This is a genomic window from Halorubrum trapanicum (assembly GCF_017873555.1).
GTDB lineage: Archaea > Halobacteriota > Halobacteria > Halobacteriales > Haloferacaceae > Halorubrum > Halorubrum trapanicum.
The window spans coordinates 1-14,630 of sequence record NZ_JAGGKE010000019.1 but is presented as its reverse complement, the minus strand read 5'-3'; the positions used below and the strand labels follow the sequence as shown (position 1 = coordinate 14,630).

The 14,630-nt window shown below is 69.8% G+C and carries 16 protein-coding genes and 1 tRNA gene; 10 read left to right on the top strand and 7 right to left on the bottom strand.

Features of this window, described 5'->3' with window-relative positions:
- The first annotated feature begins 23 nt into the window (after positions 1-23).
- Genes trpD through trpG form a run of 4 tightly spaced genes read left to right on the top strand, consistent with a single transcriptional unit; the run spans position 24 to position 3,974 of the window.
- Entirely contained in the window at positions 24-1,058 is a 1,035-nt protein-coding gene (gene trpD, locus J2744_RS14695; RefSeq protein WP_210113960.1) for an anthranilate phosphoribosyltransferase, read from the top strand.
- The gene (locus tag J2744_RS14690; protein WP_210113959.1) at positions 1,058-1,702 is read left to right on the top strand and encodes a phosphoribosylanthranilate isomerase; all 645 of its coding nucleotides are present in this window, start codon (positions 1,058-1,060) and stop codon (positions 1,700-1,702) included. Before trpD ends, J2744_RS14690 begins: the two co-directional genes overlap by 1 nt.
- Positions 1,699-3,384, top strand: a complete 1,686-nt coding sequence (gene trpE, locus J2744_RS14685; protein ID WP_210113958.1) for an anthranilate synthase component I — start codon at positions 1,699-1,701, stop codon at positions 3,382-3,384. The genes J2744_RS14690 and trpE overlap by 4 nt, the downstream gene beginning before the upstream one ends.
- Positions 3,381-3,974: an anthranilate synthase component II gene (trpG, locus tag J2744_RS14680; protein ID WP_210113957.1), complete on the top strand. Its 594-nt coding sequence runs from the start codon at positions 3,381-3,383 to the stop codon at positions 3,972-3,974. The genes trpE and trpG overlap by 4 nt, the downstream gene beginning before the upstream one ends.
- A gap of 12 nt (positions 3,975-3,986) precedes the next feature.
- On the opposite strand, the gene J2744_RS14675 is transcribed toward trpG, so the two are convergent.
- The 5 genes from J2744_RS14675 to J2744_RS14655 all read right to left on the bottom strand — a co-directional run bounded on the left by J2744_RS14675 (position 3,987) and on the right by J2744_RS14655 (position 7,616).
- Positions 3,987-4,700, bottom strand: coding sequence for a MogA/MoaB family molybdenum cofactor biosynthesis protein (locus J2744_RS14675; protein WP_210113956.1), 714 nt, complete (start codon positions 4,698-4,700; stop codon positions 3,987-3,989).
- Positions 4,701-4,766: 66 nt separating this feature from the next.
- A complete protein-coding gene (locus J2744_RS14670) occupies positions 4,767-5,183 on the bottom strand; it encodes a DUF7124 domain-containing protein (RefSeq protein WP_210113955.1) in 417 nt (138 codons plus the stop codon).
- A gap of 98 nt (positions 5,184-5,281) precedes the next feature.
- Positions 5,282-5,497 carry a hypothetical protein gene (locus tag J2744_RS14665; RefSeq protein ID WP_210113954.1) on the bottom strand — a complete coding sequence of 72 codons (216 nt, stop codon included), beginning with the start codon at positions 5,495-5,497 and terminating at the stop codon, positions 5,282-5,284.
- A gap of 137 nt (positions 5,498-5,634) precedes the next feature.
- A complete protein-coding gene (locus J2744_RS14660; RefSeq protein ID WP_210113953.1) occupies positions 5,635-6,873 on the bottom strand; it encodes an NAD(P)/FAD-dependent oxidoreductase in 1,239 nt (412 codons plus the stop codon).
- A 164-nt stretch (positions 6,874-7,037) separates the two neighbouring features.
- Complete coding sequence (locus J2744_RS14655; RefSeq protein ID WP_210113952.1) at positions 7,038-7,616, bottom strand: DUF1684 domain-containing protein; 579 nt, start codon at positions 7,614-7,616, stop codon at positions 7,038-7,040.
- A 158-nt stretch (positions 7,617-7,774) separates the two neighbouring features.
- Here J2744_RS14655 and J2744_RS14650 point away from each other — a divergent pair, with 158 nt between their 5' ends.
- Positions 7,775-8,371 carry a DUF6149 family protein gene (locus tag J2744_RS14650; RefSeq protein WP_210113951.1) on the top strand — a complete coding sequence of 199 codons (597 nt, stop codon included), beginning with the start codon at positions 7,775-7,777 and terminating at the stop codon, positions 8,369-8,371.
- Between the two features lie 108 nt (positions 8,372-8,479).
- Complete coding sequence (locus J2744_RS14645; RefSeq protein WP_210113950.1) at positions 8,480-9,496, top strand: AI-2E family transporter; 1,017 nt, start codon at positions 8,480-8,482, stop codon at positions 9,494-9,496.
- Between the two features lie 27 nt (positions 9,497-9,523).
- Here J2744_RS14645 and J2744_RS14640 read toward each other — a convergent pair whose 3' ends face one another.
- A complete protein-coding gene (locus J2744_RS14640; RefSeq protein WP_210113949.1) occupies positions 9,524-10,126 on the bottom strand; it encodes a GNAT family N-acetyltransferase in 603 nt (200 codons plus the stop codon).
- 71 nt (positions 10,127-10,197) lie between these two features.
- Between J2744_RS14640 and J2744_RS14635 the strand changes: the two genes are divergently transcribed.
- Positions 10,198-10,773 carry a class I SAM-dependent methyltransferase gene (locus tag J2744_RS14635; RefSeq protein WP_210113948.1) on the top strand — a complete coding sequence of 192 codons (576 nt, stop codon included), beginning with the start codon at positions 10,198-10,200 and terminating at the stop codon, positions 10,771-10,773.
- Between the two features lie 63 nt (positions 10,774-10,836).
- Here J2744_RS14635 and J2744_RS14630 read toward each other — a convergent pair whose 3' ends face one another.
- Positions 10,837-12,327 carry an ATP-binding protein gene (locus tag J2744_RS14630; RefSeq protein ID WP_210113947.1) on the bottom strand — a complete coding sequence of 497 codons (1,491 nt, stop codon included), beginning with the start codon at positions 12,325-12,327 and terminating at the stop codon, positions 10,837-10,839.
- A 165-nt stretch (positions 12,328-12,492) separates the two neighbouring features.
- Here J2744_RS14630 and idi point away from each other — a divergent pair, with 165 nt between their 5' ends.
- The 3 genes from idi to J2744_RS14615 all read left to right on the top strand — a co-directional run bounded on the left by idi (position 12,493) and on the right by J2744_RS14615 (position 14,132).
- Complete coding sequence (idi, locus tag J2744_RS14625; RefSeq protein WP_210113946.1) at positions 12,493-13,107, top strand: isopentenyl-diphosphate Delta-isomerase; 615 nt, start codon at positions 12,493-12,495, stop codon at positions 13,105-13,107.
- A 107-nt stretch (positions 13,108-13,214) separates the two neighbouring features.
- Positions 13,215-13,970 carry a DUF2064 domain-containing protein gene (locus J2744_RS14620; RefSeq protein WP_210113945.1) on the top strand — a complete coding sequence of 252 codons (756 nt, stop codon included), beginning with the start codon at positions 13,215-13,217 and terminating at the stop codon, positions 13,968-13,970.
- 78 nt (positions 13,971-14,048) lie between these two features.
- Positions 14,049-14,132, top strand: a tRNA-Ser gene (locus J2744_RS14615).
- Positions 14,133-14,630 lie beyond the last annotated feature (498 nt).

Genomic DNA, 14,630 nt, shown 5'->3' with positions numbered 1-14,630 from the left:
GGAATACTACATCGGTGGACACAATGAATCTCAACGACACGGTCGAGCGCGTGACGGACGGGACGGATCTGCCCCTCGACGAGGCGCGCGAGGCCGCGCGGCTCGTCTTCGAAGACGCCACAGATGCCCAGATCGGGGCGCTGCTGGCCGCGCTCCGCGCGAAGGGCGAGACCGAAGCCGAGATCGCCGGGTTCGCGCAGGGGATGCGCGACGCCGCGCGCACGATCGAACCCGAACGCGAGCCGCTCGTCGACACCTGCGGCACCGGCGGCGACGACTACGACACGATCAACGTCTCGACGACCGCCGCCATCGTCGCCGCGGGCGCCGGGGTGCCGATCGCGAAGCACGGCAACTACTCGGTCTCCTCCTCGTCGGGGAGCGCCGACGTGCTGGAGGTCGCGGGCGCCGACGTCGAGGCCGAACCCCCGGCCGTCGAGGCGGCGATCGAGGAGGACGGGATCGGCTTCATGCTCGCGCCCGTCTTCCACCCGGCGATGAAGGCCGTCATCGGCCCGCGAAAGGAACTGGGAATGCGGACGATATTCAACGTGCTCGGGCCGCTCACCAACCCCGCGGGCGCCGACGCGCAGGTGCTCGGCGTGTACGACCCCGACCTCGTCCCCGTCATCGCGCGGTCGCTCGCGCACATGCCCGTCGAGCGCGCGCTCGTCGTCCACGGCGCCGGGATGGACGAGATCGGGATCCATTCGGAGACGGTCGCCGCCGAGGTCGACGGCGAGGACGTGACGGAGTTCACCCTCTCGCCCGATGACCTCGGTCTCGACGCCGCGCCCATCGAAGCCGTCGCGGGCGGCTCGCCCGAGGAGAACGCCGCCGACCTCCGCGGGATCGTCGACGGCTCCGTGACGGGACCGAAGCGCGACCTGATCTTGGCGAACGCGGGCGCCGCAATCTACGTCGCGGGGGAGGCGGACACGCTGGCCGCGGGCGTCGAGCGCGCGGCCGAGGCGATCGACTCCGGCGCGGCCGCCGAGAAGTTCGCGGCGCTGTGCGGCGACTCGCTCACGGAAGTCGCTCCGGAGGACGACGACTGATGGCGCGGGTGAAGATCTGCGGGATCGCCCGGGAGGCGGACCTCCGCGCCGCGATCGAGGCTGGGGCCGACGCGGTCGGCGTGATCACCGAAGTCCCGGTCGACTCGCCGCGCGAGGTCGACCCCGCGACGGCGGCGGAGCTGCTCGCGGACGTGCCCCCGTTCGTCACCGCGACGCTCGTGACGATGCCCGACTCCGCCGAGCGCGCGGTCGAACTCGCCCGGACGGTCGCCCCCGACGCGATCCAGCTCCACGGCGAGTGGACCGTCGACGAACTGCGGTACATTCGGGCCGAAACTGAGCGCAAAGTGCTGCTCACGGTCGACGCCGACGACACCGCCCGCGCCGAGGAGTTGGACGGCGCGGTCGACGCGCTCGTCGTCGACTCCACCGACGACGCCGGTGCGGGCGGCACCGGCGAGACGCACGACTGGCACGCGACCGGCGAGCTCGCCGCGCGGCTCACCACGCCGGTCGTGCTCGCGGGCGGACTCACGGCCGACACGGTCGCCGAGGCGGTCCGCGTCGCCGACCCCTTCGCGGTCGACGTCGCCTCGGGCGTCGAACTCGAGGGGGGGCGGAAGGACCACAACGCGGTGGCCCGGTTCGTCGCCAACGCGGGTCGGGAGATGGAGCTGGCATGAGCGACGCGTCACCTTCGCTCGACCGCTCGAAGGCCGAGTTCGTCGACCTCGCCGCGGACGCCGAGAAGCCGGTCGTGGTCCGCGCGTCGGTCTCGCTCGACGCCGACGTGACCCCGCTCGGGGCGTACGCGACGCTGGTCGGCGAGGGACCGTACGGGTTCCTCCTCGAGTCCGGCGAGAAGGTCGCCTCCAGCGACCCCGACGGCGCGTTCACGTCGGGCGGGAAGGCGGACAGGCACGCCCGCTACTCGTTCGTCGGCTACGACCCCGAGGCGATCGTCTCGGTCCACCCGGACCGCACCGAGGTGACCGAACTCGGCCCGGCGGCCGAGTTCGTCGGGGAGGGGTCCGCCGGCGACGAGGGGTCCGAGGCGACCGCTCCCGGTCTCGGTCCCGAAGCGGGCGACGCGGTCGACCGCGTTCGCGCCGCGTTCCCGGAGGTGAGCCTCCGGGGCTTCCCCGACACCGACCGACAGATACTCTCCGGCGGGTTCGTCGGGTTCCTCGCGTACGAGGCCGTCTACGACCTCTGGCTGGAGGAGGTCGGTGTCGAGCGCCCGGAGACTGAGTTTCCCGACGCGGAGTTCGCGCTCACGACCCGGACCGTCGTCTTCGACGAGAAGGAGGGCGGCGCCGAACTCGTTTTCACCCCGGTGATCGGCGTCGACGACGACCCGGGCGCGGTGTACGACGACCTCGTCGCGGAGGCCGAGCGCGTCGCGACCGAACTGCGCGCGGCCGAGCCGCCGGACCCCGACGGGGTCCGCGTACGCGAGGAGTCCGCGGACCCGCGCGAGGAGTACGAGGAGGCGGTCCGAACCGCCAAGCAACACGTCCTCGACGGCGACATCTATCAGGGCGTGATCTCGCGCAGCCGCGAGCTCCGCGGCGAGGTCGACTCGCTCGGGCTGTACGCGGCGCTCCGCGACGTGAACCCCTCGCCGTACATGTACGTGCTGCGCCACGACGACCGGAGCGTCGTCGGGGCCAGCCCGGAGACGCTCGTGTCGGTGAAGGGCGACCGCGTCGTCTCGAACCCCATCGCGGGCACCTGCCCGCGCGGGACGAGTCCGGTCGAGGACCGCCGGCTCGCGGGCGAGATGCTCGCCGACGACAAGGAGCGCGCCGAACACACGATGCTCGTCGACCTCGCGCGCAACGACGTGCGACGCGTCTCGGAGCCGGGGTCCGTCCGCGTCGAGGAGTTCATGAACGTGCTGAAGTACAGCCACGTCCAGCACATCGAGTCGACCGTCACGGGAACGCTCGCGGCCGATTCCGACGCGTTCGACGCGACGCGCGCGACGTTCCCGGCGGGGACGCTCACCGGCGCGCCGAAGGTGCGCGCGATGGAGATCATCGACGCCCTCGAAACGACCCCGCGGGAGGCGTACGGCGGCGGCGTCGGCTACTACGCGTGGACCGGAGACGCCGACTTCGCGATCGTGATCCGGACCGCGACGCTCGACGAGTCGGGCGAGGAGTCGGTCGTCGGCGTGCGCGCCGGCGCGGGCCTCGTCGCCGACTCCGACCCGGCCGCGGAGTACGAGGAGACCGAACAGAAGATGGACGGCGTGTTGACCGCGATCGACCGAATCCGTGAGGAGAACGGGGAAGGAGGCGACGCGGCCGACCCGGGCGACGACGAACCGATCGCCACCGGCACGGAGGGTGACCGATGAAGGCCGTCGTCGTCGACAACTTCGACTCGTTCACCTACAACCTCGTCGAGTACGTCTCCGACCAGACGGTCGACGGCGAGTCGGTCGGCGTCGAGGTGTTCAAAAACACCGCGTCGCTCGCGGAGATCGAGGGCGCGGAGCCGGACGCGGTGATCGTCAGCCCCGGACCGGGCCACCCGAAGAACGACCGCGACGTGGGCGTGACGATGCCGGTGTTGCGCGACCTCTCGCAGCGGGTGCCGACGCTCGGGGTCTGTCTCGGCCTGGAGGCGGCCGTCCACGAGTACGGCGGGACGGTCGGGCACGCCCCGGAGCCGGTCCACGGCAAGGCGTTCGCCGTCGACCACGACGGGAAAGGGGTGTTCCGCGGGCTGGAACAGGGGTTCCGGGCCGGGCGCTACCACTCGCTGGCGGCCACCGAGGTGCCCGACGCGTTCGCCGTGTCGGCCACCACGGACCACGACGGCGAGTCGATCGTGATGGGGATCCGCCACCGCGAGCACCCGATCGAGGCGGTCCAGTTCCACCCGGAGAGCGTGCTGACCGGATCCGGTCACGACCTCATCCGCAACTTCCTCACCGCCGTCTGAGGCGACGGCGCGTCAGGCCCCTTCGGTCGCCGACTCGTCGTCGCCTGACCCGTCCTCGCTTCCCTCCCCGTCGTCGCCTGGTTCGCCCTCACCTTCTTCCTCGTCGTCGAGCCCGCGCCCGGCGAGCCCTGCGAGATGGCCGACCTCGGGCAGGATCACCTCGTCGACGCCGAGACGGACCGCGTTCTCGGATCCGGGGAGACAGAACACCGGCGTCGCGGAGACGACACCGGCCGTCGCGCGCGAGCCGATCGTCCGCGTCCCGACCTCCTCATAGGAGAGCCGCCGGAACAGCTCGCCGAACCCGGGGAGCGGCTTCGCGAACAGCCCGCGGACCGCCTCGGGCGTGACGTCGTCCGGCGTGACGCCCGTGCCGCCGGTGGTCACCACCGCGTCCGTGTCCTTCCGGCGAGCGAGCCTGTCGACGGTCCCCTGAACGCTGTCGTAGTCGTCCGGAATCAGCTCGCGGACGGCGACCTCGTGGCCCGCCTCCTCGAAGGCGGCCGTGACGTAGTCGCCCGCCGGGTCCTCGTCCGCGCCGCGCGACGACGACACGGTGACGACCGCGACCGCGGCCGAGTCGATGTCGTGGTCGTGGTGGTGGTCGTGGCCGTCGTCGTGACGGTGATCGTCGTCGTGGTCGTGATGGTCGTCGTCGCCGTGGTCGTGATGCCCCTCGCGGTCGCCGTGATCCCCGGTCTCGGAACCGTCGTCGCGGTCGGTCATGACTCCGCGTTCGTCGTCCTCGTCAAAACACCTCCCGGTCGAGGGGGCCGGGGTCGGGAACGCGACTCAGGGCCAGTCGTCGCGGGCCTGCTCCTCGGGCGCCTCGTCCGCGGTCTCGCCGGTCGCGAGCGTCCAGCCCGCGGCCTCGGCGGCGTCCTCGACGTGGAGGAACTCCCACCCGGTCGCCTCGGCGACGGCTTCGTCCTCGTCGTCGACCCCCACGAAGACGTGCCGGTCCGTGTCGAACTGCCCGCTGATGTTCTCCAGGCTCTCTTCGACGCCGCGCGGTCCGGAGAAGAAGTCCTGTCGCACGCGGTGTTTCCGCGTGAAGTTCGTGACGACGTAGGTCGGCTTCTCGCTGACGACGCCGACGTACTCCGTCCACTGTCGGGCGTTGTTGAACACCGCGTTGGGGTCCGCGAGCGCTTTCAGCGCCTCCAACTCGAACGCCAGCGTCATGTCTGTGGATCCGCCGCTGTCCATGCGCCCCGCTTGCTCCCGGCCGGCGAAAACAACTTCGCTTCCGCGCGGGCGGCGACCTCGACCGCTCACCGAGACCCGCTACCGCGCCCCGAACGCCGTCACCGCGACCGAACGAGGTAGTACTCGGTGAACTTCACCACGTCCCCGTCGCCGAGGTCGCCGGTCTCCGGCGCCGTCCACGGCTCGCCCGCCAGCTCCCGCACGACGCCCTGCTCGTCGTCGTCCAGCTCGTCGTAGTGGCGGACCCGCGCATCGGACGGGACGCGACCGGTGCGGCGGAGCCGTACCTGTCGCCCGGTGTCTCTAAGTGACATGTGGTATCGTATAACACGATCAATCATAAACGTTTCGCGGCGCGCGGCGATTCCGTCGGTCTCCGTCTCACGGACGCGACACCCGGGTCTCGGCGGTCGTCGCGCGAACGAAGGAGAAGCGCGACCGCAGTCCGCGATTACTGCTCGGTCGGGGCCGCCAGGTCGTCGACCGAGAAGCCGGGCTCCATGAGGCGGTCCTTCTGGTCGCTCACGTCGCGGCCCTCGCGCATCAGCTGCTTGAACGCGGACTGCGGCGAGAGGTCGCCGATGAGTACGCCGCCGACGACCTTCCCGTCCTTCAGCGCGACGCGGCGCCACTCGCTCTCGGCGGTGGTCGCCTCCACGGAGTCGTCGCCGAGCGTCGGGTGGCCGAACGAAAGGAAGGGAAAATCGAAGTGCGTGATCGAGTACGAGGAGACCCACTCGAACGCCTCGCTGCCGTACTCGACCATGTTCCGGGCGGCGATCGTCCCCTGCTCTTTGGCCGATCCCCACGAGCCGTTCTTCGCCTGCTCGCCGAGGATGAGGTCGTTGAACGACGTGATATCGCCCGCGGCGTACACGTTGTCGACGTTGGTGCGCATGAACTCGTCGACGACGATACCGTCGTCGATCTCAAGCGGCGTGTCCTCGACGAGTTCGGTGTTGAAGTTCAGCCCGATGGCGACGCCCGCGAAGTCGCACTCGTAGCGCTCGCCGTTCGGGTCGACCGCGGCCTCGACGTGGCCGTCGTCGTCGACCTCGAAGCGGTCGACGCCGGAGTCGAAGACGGGTTCGACGCCGCGCTCGCGCATCGCCTCGTGCATGATCTCTGCGCCCTCCTCGGAGAGCGCGTAGCGCCACCAGTTGTCGCCGCGCATCAGGTACTTCGCCTCGACGTCCTGCGCGCCGCAGATGGCCGCGAAGTCGATGCCGAGCAGGCCCGCGCCGACGATGACGCCCTTCTCGGCGCCCTCGACGCTCTCTTTGATGTTGCGGGCGTCCTGGAACGTCCAGAAGTGGTGGATCCCGTCGGCGTCGGCGTTCTCGACCGGGAGCTGCTGGGGGGTGCCGCCGATCGCGAGCAGGAGGGAGTCGTACTCGAAGGTTTCTCCCTCGTGGGTGTGGACCGCGTCGTTCTCGACGTCGATGTCCACGACGACGGTGTTGAGTCGGAGGTCGACGTCGTGCTCGTCGTACCAGTCCTCCTGGTGGATCGATATCGGCGCCTCGGGGAGCTTCCCTTTCGCGTACTCTTTGATCAGAATCCGGTTGTAGAGGGACTCCCCCTCGTCCGTGAGAACCGTGATCTCGGCGTCGGGCGCTTCCTCGCGGAGCGTCTCGGCCGCGGACGCGCCCGCGATACCGTCACCGACGATCACGTACGAATCGCTCATGTCCCGGCGTTCGGATTCATGGTTAATGTGGGTTGTCATCCGCGTCCGTACCGTGCGAAAGAGACTCACACTCGCCGGAAAAAGCGCACTGGGACCGCTCTCGCGTCGGACGCCGCGGCCCGCTCGCCGACCCCCCGCCACCGGTCAGTAATCTGCGCCGCCGGTCAGTGATCCGCGCCGGCCGCCTCCGCGGGGAACTCCTTTTCGCCCGCCTCGATGGCGACGTCGAGCCAGTTCTCCGTCGGAACGAGCGGACACTCGTAGGCGTGGTTGTACGCGCACGTCGGGTTGTACGCCAGGTTGAAGTCCACCACCCACTCGCCGTCGACGCGGTCGCGGTCGGGCTCCAGATCGAGGTACCGGCCCGCGCCGTACGTCGCCTCGCCGCTGGTCGCGTCGCGGAAGGGTACCCAAAATCGGTCGTCGCCGTCGGCGGGGCGGTACGCCTGAAGCGTCGCCGACTCCCCGTCGACCTCGAAGCGGAACTCCCCCCAGCGGCGGTACGTCTGCTCGCCGTCGGCGGTCGTCTCGACGGTGACGGTCTCCTTCTCGTCGTGTTCGTGAAGCGGGAGGACGAACCGGTACGCCGGGTCCGGGTCGAAGTACGCCAGCCCGGGAAAGGCGTCGCCCCGCATCGAGACCGGCAGCGGCGACCGCGCCGACTCGCGGAACTGCTGAACCTTCGCCTCCCGCTGCGCCTCCACCTGCGCCGTCCAGTCGTCGTCGCCCTCGCTCGATACCATATCTACGTCGATATTGTTAACTGAGCGCAATAACAGTTCCGCGGCGCGGCCGGGGGCGCGCACGGCCACAGTTCCGGTCGGGGGCGCGCACAGCTCGGTCGGCGTCGTAGGGGGTCGCGACGCCACAGATTCAAGAGCGTCCCGGCCCAACCGGACGTATGAAAATCCGGCAGAACATCCGCCACTGGGCCGCCAAGAAGGCGTTGACCACGCCGGTCGTCGGCGACGTCGCCAACGACAAGCTCGTCGACCTCCACACGAGCATCTTCCTCAACAAGGCCGACGAGGACCGACGCGAGGAGCGTCGCGACCACCTCGACAGCTTCTTCGACGCGACGATGGACACGTACGTCGCCGCTCTGGAGGCCGGCTTCCCGGAGGCGGAGGCCCGCGAGATCACCCACGTCCAGGCGAACTTCGACTTCTTCAACCACGGCTGGACGGAGATGATGGAGATCCCGGGCGACGAGCTGGAGGCGCACTACCGCCGGTACGACTCGTTCTTCTCGGAGTACTCGATTACGATCGACGACCCGCTGGGCGAGTTCCGCCCGCCCGAGGGCGTCGTCGAGGCGCCCGAGACGCCCGAGAAGCTCGACTCGCCGGAGTACGAGAACGCGCTGGCCGGCTTCGCGGACGACGTGTACGTCGAGACCGACGAGGGGGAGACGGTCGTCGGCGGCGACACGGAGGAGCCGGACGAGGTCGACGCCGCGACCGCGCCCGGACTCGACGAGGACGAGGCGAGCGCCTGAGCGCGGTCGACCCGGACCGACGCGCGTTTTCGCCGACGTTTCCGCCCGACCCGAAGGTCGCGGCCCGCCGCCGACCACGTTTATAACCCGGCGGAGAGACGGGGGCGTATGAACCGCGGGCAATCGTTCCTCCTGCTTCTCATGGGTTCGGTCGCGCTCCTGACGCTCTTCGTCATCCTCCCGTTCGTCGAGTACGTGATCGCCTCGGCGATCCTCGCCTTCGTCCTCTACCCGTTCCACCGCCGACTCACCCGCTGGCTCCGCAAGCGGGTCTCGAAGCGGTTCGGCGAGATGCTGTCGGCGATGGCCCTCATCCTCTCGTCTATCGTCGCCGTAATCCTCCCGCTGGCGTACATCTCGTGGGTGTTCGTCCGGGACCTCACCGCCATCGCCGCCGGGGAGACGGCGATAGACGTCGCCGCGATCGAAGCGGAGATCGCCGCGTTCACCGGGCAGGACCCGGAGATCGGTGACGCGCTCCAGACGATCGGCGAACTCCTCGTCCAGACGCTGTTCGGCGGGTTAAGCGGCGTGCTCACCACGACGATCCGCGCCTCGGTCGGGCTGTCGCTCGCGCTCTTCTTAGTGTACTACACCCTGATCGACGGCCCGGCGTTCGTCAGGTGGATCCGGGATACGAGTCCGCTGCCGCCAGACGTCACCGCCGACCTCGTCGATCGCGTCAACGTGATGACCCGCGGCGTCGTCATCGGGCACATCGTCGTCGCGCTCCTCCAGGCGCTGGTCGCCGGGCTCGGCCTGTGGGCCGCCGGGATCCCCAACGTGGTGTTCTGGACGTTCGTGATGGCGGTGCTGGCGCTGCTGCCGCTCATCGGCGCGTTCTTCGTGTGGGGACCGGCGGCCGCGTACCTCGTGGTCGTCGACGAGGTGACGGCCGGAATCTTCCTCGCCGTCTACGGCGTCGCGGTGATCGCGATGGTGGACAACTACGCCCGCCCGCTCGTCATCGACCAGCAGGCGCACCTCAACCCCGCGATCATCCTCCTCGGCGTGTTCGGCGGGATCTACTCGGTCGGGTTCACCGGGCTGTTCGTCGGTCCCATCGTGATCGGCGTGCTCGCCGCGACGCTGGAGACGTTCCGCGAGGACTACGACGCGATCTAAGCCGGTGAGGGCGCCACCGACTCCGGACTACTCCGGTGGCCCGCGCTCCAGTCGCTCGGCGACGAACCGACGCTCGGCACGGCTCAGATCCCCGTCCGTCTCGCGGAACGCCGCCATTCCGTCGCGGTATCGCTCGGGGCCGACGCGCGCGGGTCTCGCGGTCGGGCGTTCGAGTTCCAACTCGGCGAGGCCCGTGCGCTCGCCCGTGTACGCGAAGCCGCACTTGTGACACGCCTCGTACGCGAACGGGTTGTTCACGGCGATCTTCACGCGGTCGAAGCCGTCGTCTGCCAGATCGGAGACGGTCTCGTCTATCAGCCGCGGCCCGATCCCCTCGCCGCGCCGCGCGGCGTGGACCGTGACGTACCGCAGCCGACAGCAGTCGGGGTCGGTCCGGTCTGGCGAGAAGGAGACGGCCGCGATCACGTCCTCGTCGAACGCCTCGGGATCGACCGTGTCGGGGAGCGGTTCGTCGGGTTCCCAGTTCGGCGCGGCCGGGCCGCCGTCCGGCGTTCGGATCACCGACTTCCCCGGCCCCCCGACGACGAACTTCCCGGCGTACGCGAACGCTCGGTAGTCCAGCCGCAGGGTCTCGCCCTCGCCCGGACGACACACGAGCGCGTACTCCATGGGCGTCGTACGGCGGCGAGCGGCTAAATAGGGTCGGTGGCTCTTTGTCCGCCGCGGCGCTCGTCTCGCCCATGTACGGACTCGGTGACGTGGACTTCTTCGATCGGGTGGCGCCGCTGTACGACCTCGCGATGCCGCCGGCGGACAGGGAGGCGCTGGCCGACGGTCTCGACCACGCGACCCGGCCGATCGACCGCCTCATCGACGTCGGCGGCGGGTCGGGACGCGCGGCGGCCGCGCTGACCGGCCCGGAGATCACGGTCGTCGACGCCTCCGTCGAGATGCTCTCGCGGGCGCGCCGCGGCCGCGGACTCGACGGTCTCGCCGCCGACGCGGGGCGGCTCCCGTTCCGGGACGGGGGCGTCGACGCGGTGACGATCGTCGACGCGTTCCACCACCTGCCGGATCACGACGCGGCGCTCGCGGAGGCGGCGCGCGTGCTCGCGCCCGGCGGCGCGCTCGTCGTCCGCGAGTTCGACCCCGACCACCCGCTCGGGCGGCTGCTGGTCGCCGGCGAACACGCGATCGGAATGGACTCGCGGTTCCGGACGCCGGACGACCTCGCGGCCGCGATGGACGCGGTCGACCTCGATCCGCGGATCGTCGACCGGGGCTTCGGCTACACGGTCGTCGGCGTCCGGCGCTGAGTCGTCGCGGTCGCGGTCGACGCCGAATCGTCCCCAGCGATCGTCGATCCGAAAAAGTCCGCGTCAGTCCTGCGTCCGGCCGTGCGGTTCCGCGCCGCGGGTCGGATCCGCGCTCCCGCCGCCGTCCCCGTCGTGGTCGTGGTCGCCGTGGTCGTGACCGCCGTCCTCGCCGTGGTCGTGGTCACCGTGATCGTGGCCGCCGTCCTCGCCGTGGTCGTGGGCGTCGTTCGACCCCGTCTCGCCGAGCACCTCGGCGCCCTCGCCGTCGATCATGTCCATGTTCTTGAGGTTATCCCGCTCCTCGAAGTCCTCGACCGCCTCCATCACGTCCGCCTGGGTGATCGTCATCCGGTCCTCGGTGAGCGCGCCGAGGACGGCCTCCCGAAGCACCATCCGGAGGTCGGAGCCGGTGAGCCCGCTGGTCCGGTCGGCGACCTCCTCGGGGTCGAAGTCGGCGATCTTCATCTCCTTGGTCACCACGCGGAGGATGTCCGCGCGCATGTCCCGGTCCGGCTTGGGGAAGTTGACGATCTCGTCGAACCGGCGCCACGCGGCGGCGTCGAGCTGGTCGGGGTGGTTCGTCGCGCCGATGAGGAGCACCTCGTCGCGGACCAGCGACACCTCGTCGATCGACTTGAGCAGGGTGTTGACCGCGCGCTTCAGGGCGGCGTGTTCGTCCGAGCGGCGGGTCTTCGCCACCGAGTCGAACTCGTCGATGAAGAGGATGCACGGCGAGAGCCGCTTGGCGACCTCGAAGCTCTTCTCGACGTTCTTCGACGTCTCGCCGAGGTACTGGCTCGTGATCATCGAGAGCTTCACCTCGACGAACGGGAGGCCGAGCTCGTGGGCGAGCGCGCGCGACACGGTCGTCTTCCCGGTCCCCGGCGGGCCGACGAACAGCAGCTTCCCGATCTCGCGGAGGCCGATCTCCGCGAGGTACTCGCGGTGTTCGATCGCCTTGACGATCTTCTGTATCTCGCCCTCCTGGTCGCCGGTCAACACGAGGTCGGCCAGCGTCGTCTCGATCTCCTCGGGCGCGCGGACGTTGACGAGGTCGAGCATCTCCCCGTCCTCGTCCTCGTCGAAGTACTCCGAGAGCAGCGCGTCGATCCAGACGCGGTCGGCCTGAACCGGCCGCACGTCGGCCCTGGCGTCCTCTCGGGTCACCGGGGCCTCCAGGTCCTCGGCGGCCTCCAGCGCGGCGACGATCGTCGGGTTCCCGGCGATCCGGTCGTCGTCCGCGCGGTCGCGGTACCACTCCAGCCCCATCGTCGGTTGGGTCAGCGAGATCTCGCCCGAGAACTCCGTGCGTTGGGTGAAGAGGAGATCGGAGACCGCGTCCCACGGGCGTTCGACGCCCGTCGCGGTGCGGGCCGTCTCGTCGGTCGCCTTCAGCGGTCGCTCCACGCCGCCGGGGGCGTCCTCGGCGGCGTCGGCCGACCAGTACACCTGCCGGAAGCGCGGGGGCAGGTCGTTCTCGTCGAGGTCGCGGTCCTGCGTGTAGAAGTGCGTCGTCAACACGAACTCGACGACGTCGAGCGCCGGGTTACTCATCCGCGCGAAGTAGCGCCGGGACGCGGTTAAGAGCGTCGAAGCGCCGCCGGGCCGGAGGGAAAACGGCGGGGTGTGAACGGAACGCCGGCAAGTGCGGGCGGGGGTGCCGGCGGAAACGGACGCCGTATCGAACCCTTATTAGCCCTGGTCTGCGACGTAACGCGCATGAGTTCCGAAGACGCGGCCGCGCCGGGAGACCCCGCCGGCGACGGCGCGAGCGAAACCGGCGGCACGAGCGACACGGACCACGAGAACGCGCTTCAGGACGTCATCGCCGTCGATCCCGACGACGTCGAGCAGGGGACCGTGAACCGGCTCGACGCCCACACCGGCGACGGGATCCGCCACCGCGCGTTCACCTGCCTCGTCTTCGACAGGGACGGCCGGATCCTGCTGGCCCAGCGCGCGCCGAACAAGCGCCTCTGGGACGGTCACTGGGACGGGACGGTCGCCTCCCACCCGGTCGAGGGGCAGTCGCAGGAGGAGGCCACCGAACAGCGCCTCGAGGAGGAGCTCGGCATCTCGCCCGACCAGTACGACGACCTCCGGGTGACGGACAAGTTCGAGTACAAGCGCTACTACCCCAACGAGGGCGTCGAGTGGGAGGTGTGCGCGGTGCTGAAAGTCACCCTCGACGACACCGCGCTCGACCCGGACGACGAGGAGATCGGCGGCATGCTGTGGGCCGACTACGAGCACCTCCACGAGAATCCCGCGCTGTACCGACAGCTCCGCCTCTGTCCGTGGTTCGAGATCGCGATGCGGCGCGACTTCGCCTGAGCGGTCGCGTATCGCTCGCCACCTGAGATCGGGTCGCGACTCGGTCCCCACCGGATCTCGCCGCGTCGAAGCAGCGAGTTGAAGGCGCTCCCGCGCCGCGATCCGGTATGACCGTCGTCGCCCTGCTGGCGAACCCGCCCCGCGAGGGGCTCGTCGGAACCGCGATCGCCGAGTCGACGCCGCTGTCCCCCGCCGAGGCGGCCGACCTCTACGAGGCGCAGTTCCGCGACGCCGTCCTCGCGGTCGACCGCTCCGGCGGCGAGCTCCTCGTCAACTTCCCCGACGAGGAGGCCCTCCCGGCCGACCACCGGACCGACACGAGTCCGGAGGCCGAACTGCGGACGCTCGTCGCGGACACCCTCGGCGGCACCGAAGCGGTCCGCTTCGAGCGGCAGGTCGGGTCCTCGTTCGGCGCGCGCGCCGGGAACACCGTCACGCACCTGCTTCGCGAGGAGGGCGCCGACTCCGTCGCGGTCGTCACGCCGACCGCGCCGCTGTTCTCGCGCACGCTCGTCGACTCGGCGGCGATGAAGCTGCGGACGACCGAGGTCGTGCTCGGTCCCTCGTCGAACGGCCGAGCGTACTACGCCGGCTTCACCGAGCCGATCGATTTCGACGGCGCGTTCGAGGCGCCCGCGCTGCCGACGCTCGCGGAGCGCGGCCGCGACGCGGACCGCTCCGTGGACTTCGTGGAGCCGTCGCCCTCGCTGGAGACCGGCGACGACCTGCTCGACGTGGTGCCGATGCTGCGGGCGCGGTTCGCGGCCGAGCGCGTGGTGCCGGACTACACCGCGGCGTTCGTTCACGAGAAGGGGCTGGACGTGGTCGTCGAGGACGGCGAGCAGCGGTTGGTCCGGGACTGATCGGTCGGAGACGAGCGGTGCGGTCGAGTTCGTCGGATCCGACACCACTTAGTCGGGCGGCCTCCAGCGGTCACGTGTGGTGGGATGGCAGAGCGGCCCATTGCGCCTGCCTTGAAAGCAGGTAGCCTCACGGCTTCCTGGGTTCGAATCCCAGTCCCACCGTAAGCGCGCAGCGCACACCGCGCTGCGCGCGCCACGTGCGGGATTCGAAGCCTGCGAGTCGCAGCGCCCGAGTGGAACGAGGGCGACCGTCTCGCATCGGTTCGAATCCCAGTCCCACCGTGTCGAGCGCGGCGCACTCCGCGCTGCGCGAGAACCGTGCGAGATTCGAATCAGAGAGCGACCGGAGAAAGCGACCGATCTGGCGTGAAACCGGATTCAGTTACTACTTGGTCACGTCCGTCGATCACGGCTGCTCTTCGATCGCACGCTCTCATCTCCCGGAACCGCAACCACACTACTGATCGCCTGACGCGGCCGGGAACGCTCGCGTCCGGTGTCGCGTGGTATCATGTACCGCATTATCTTTAACAGCGTTCCGACACATGTAATGAATAGGTGATACTGCTCTATTGAAAATGCGGTACGGGAGCGGGATCATAGTGTTTTGGTGAGCTTCTTGAGGTTGTTGAGGGCGAACGAGAGGATGATCTCACGGAA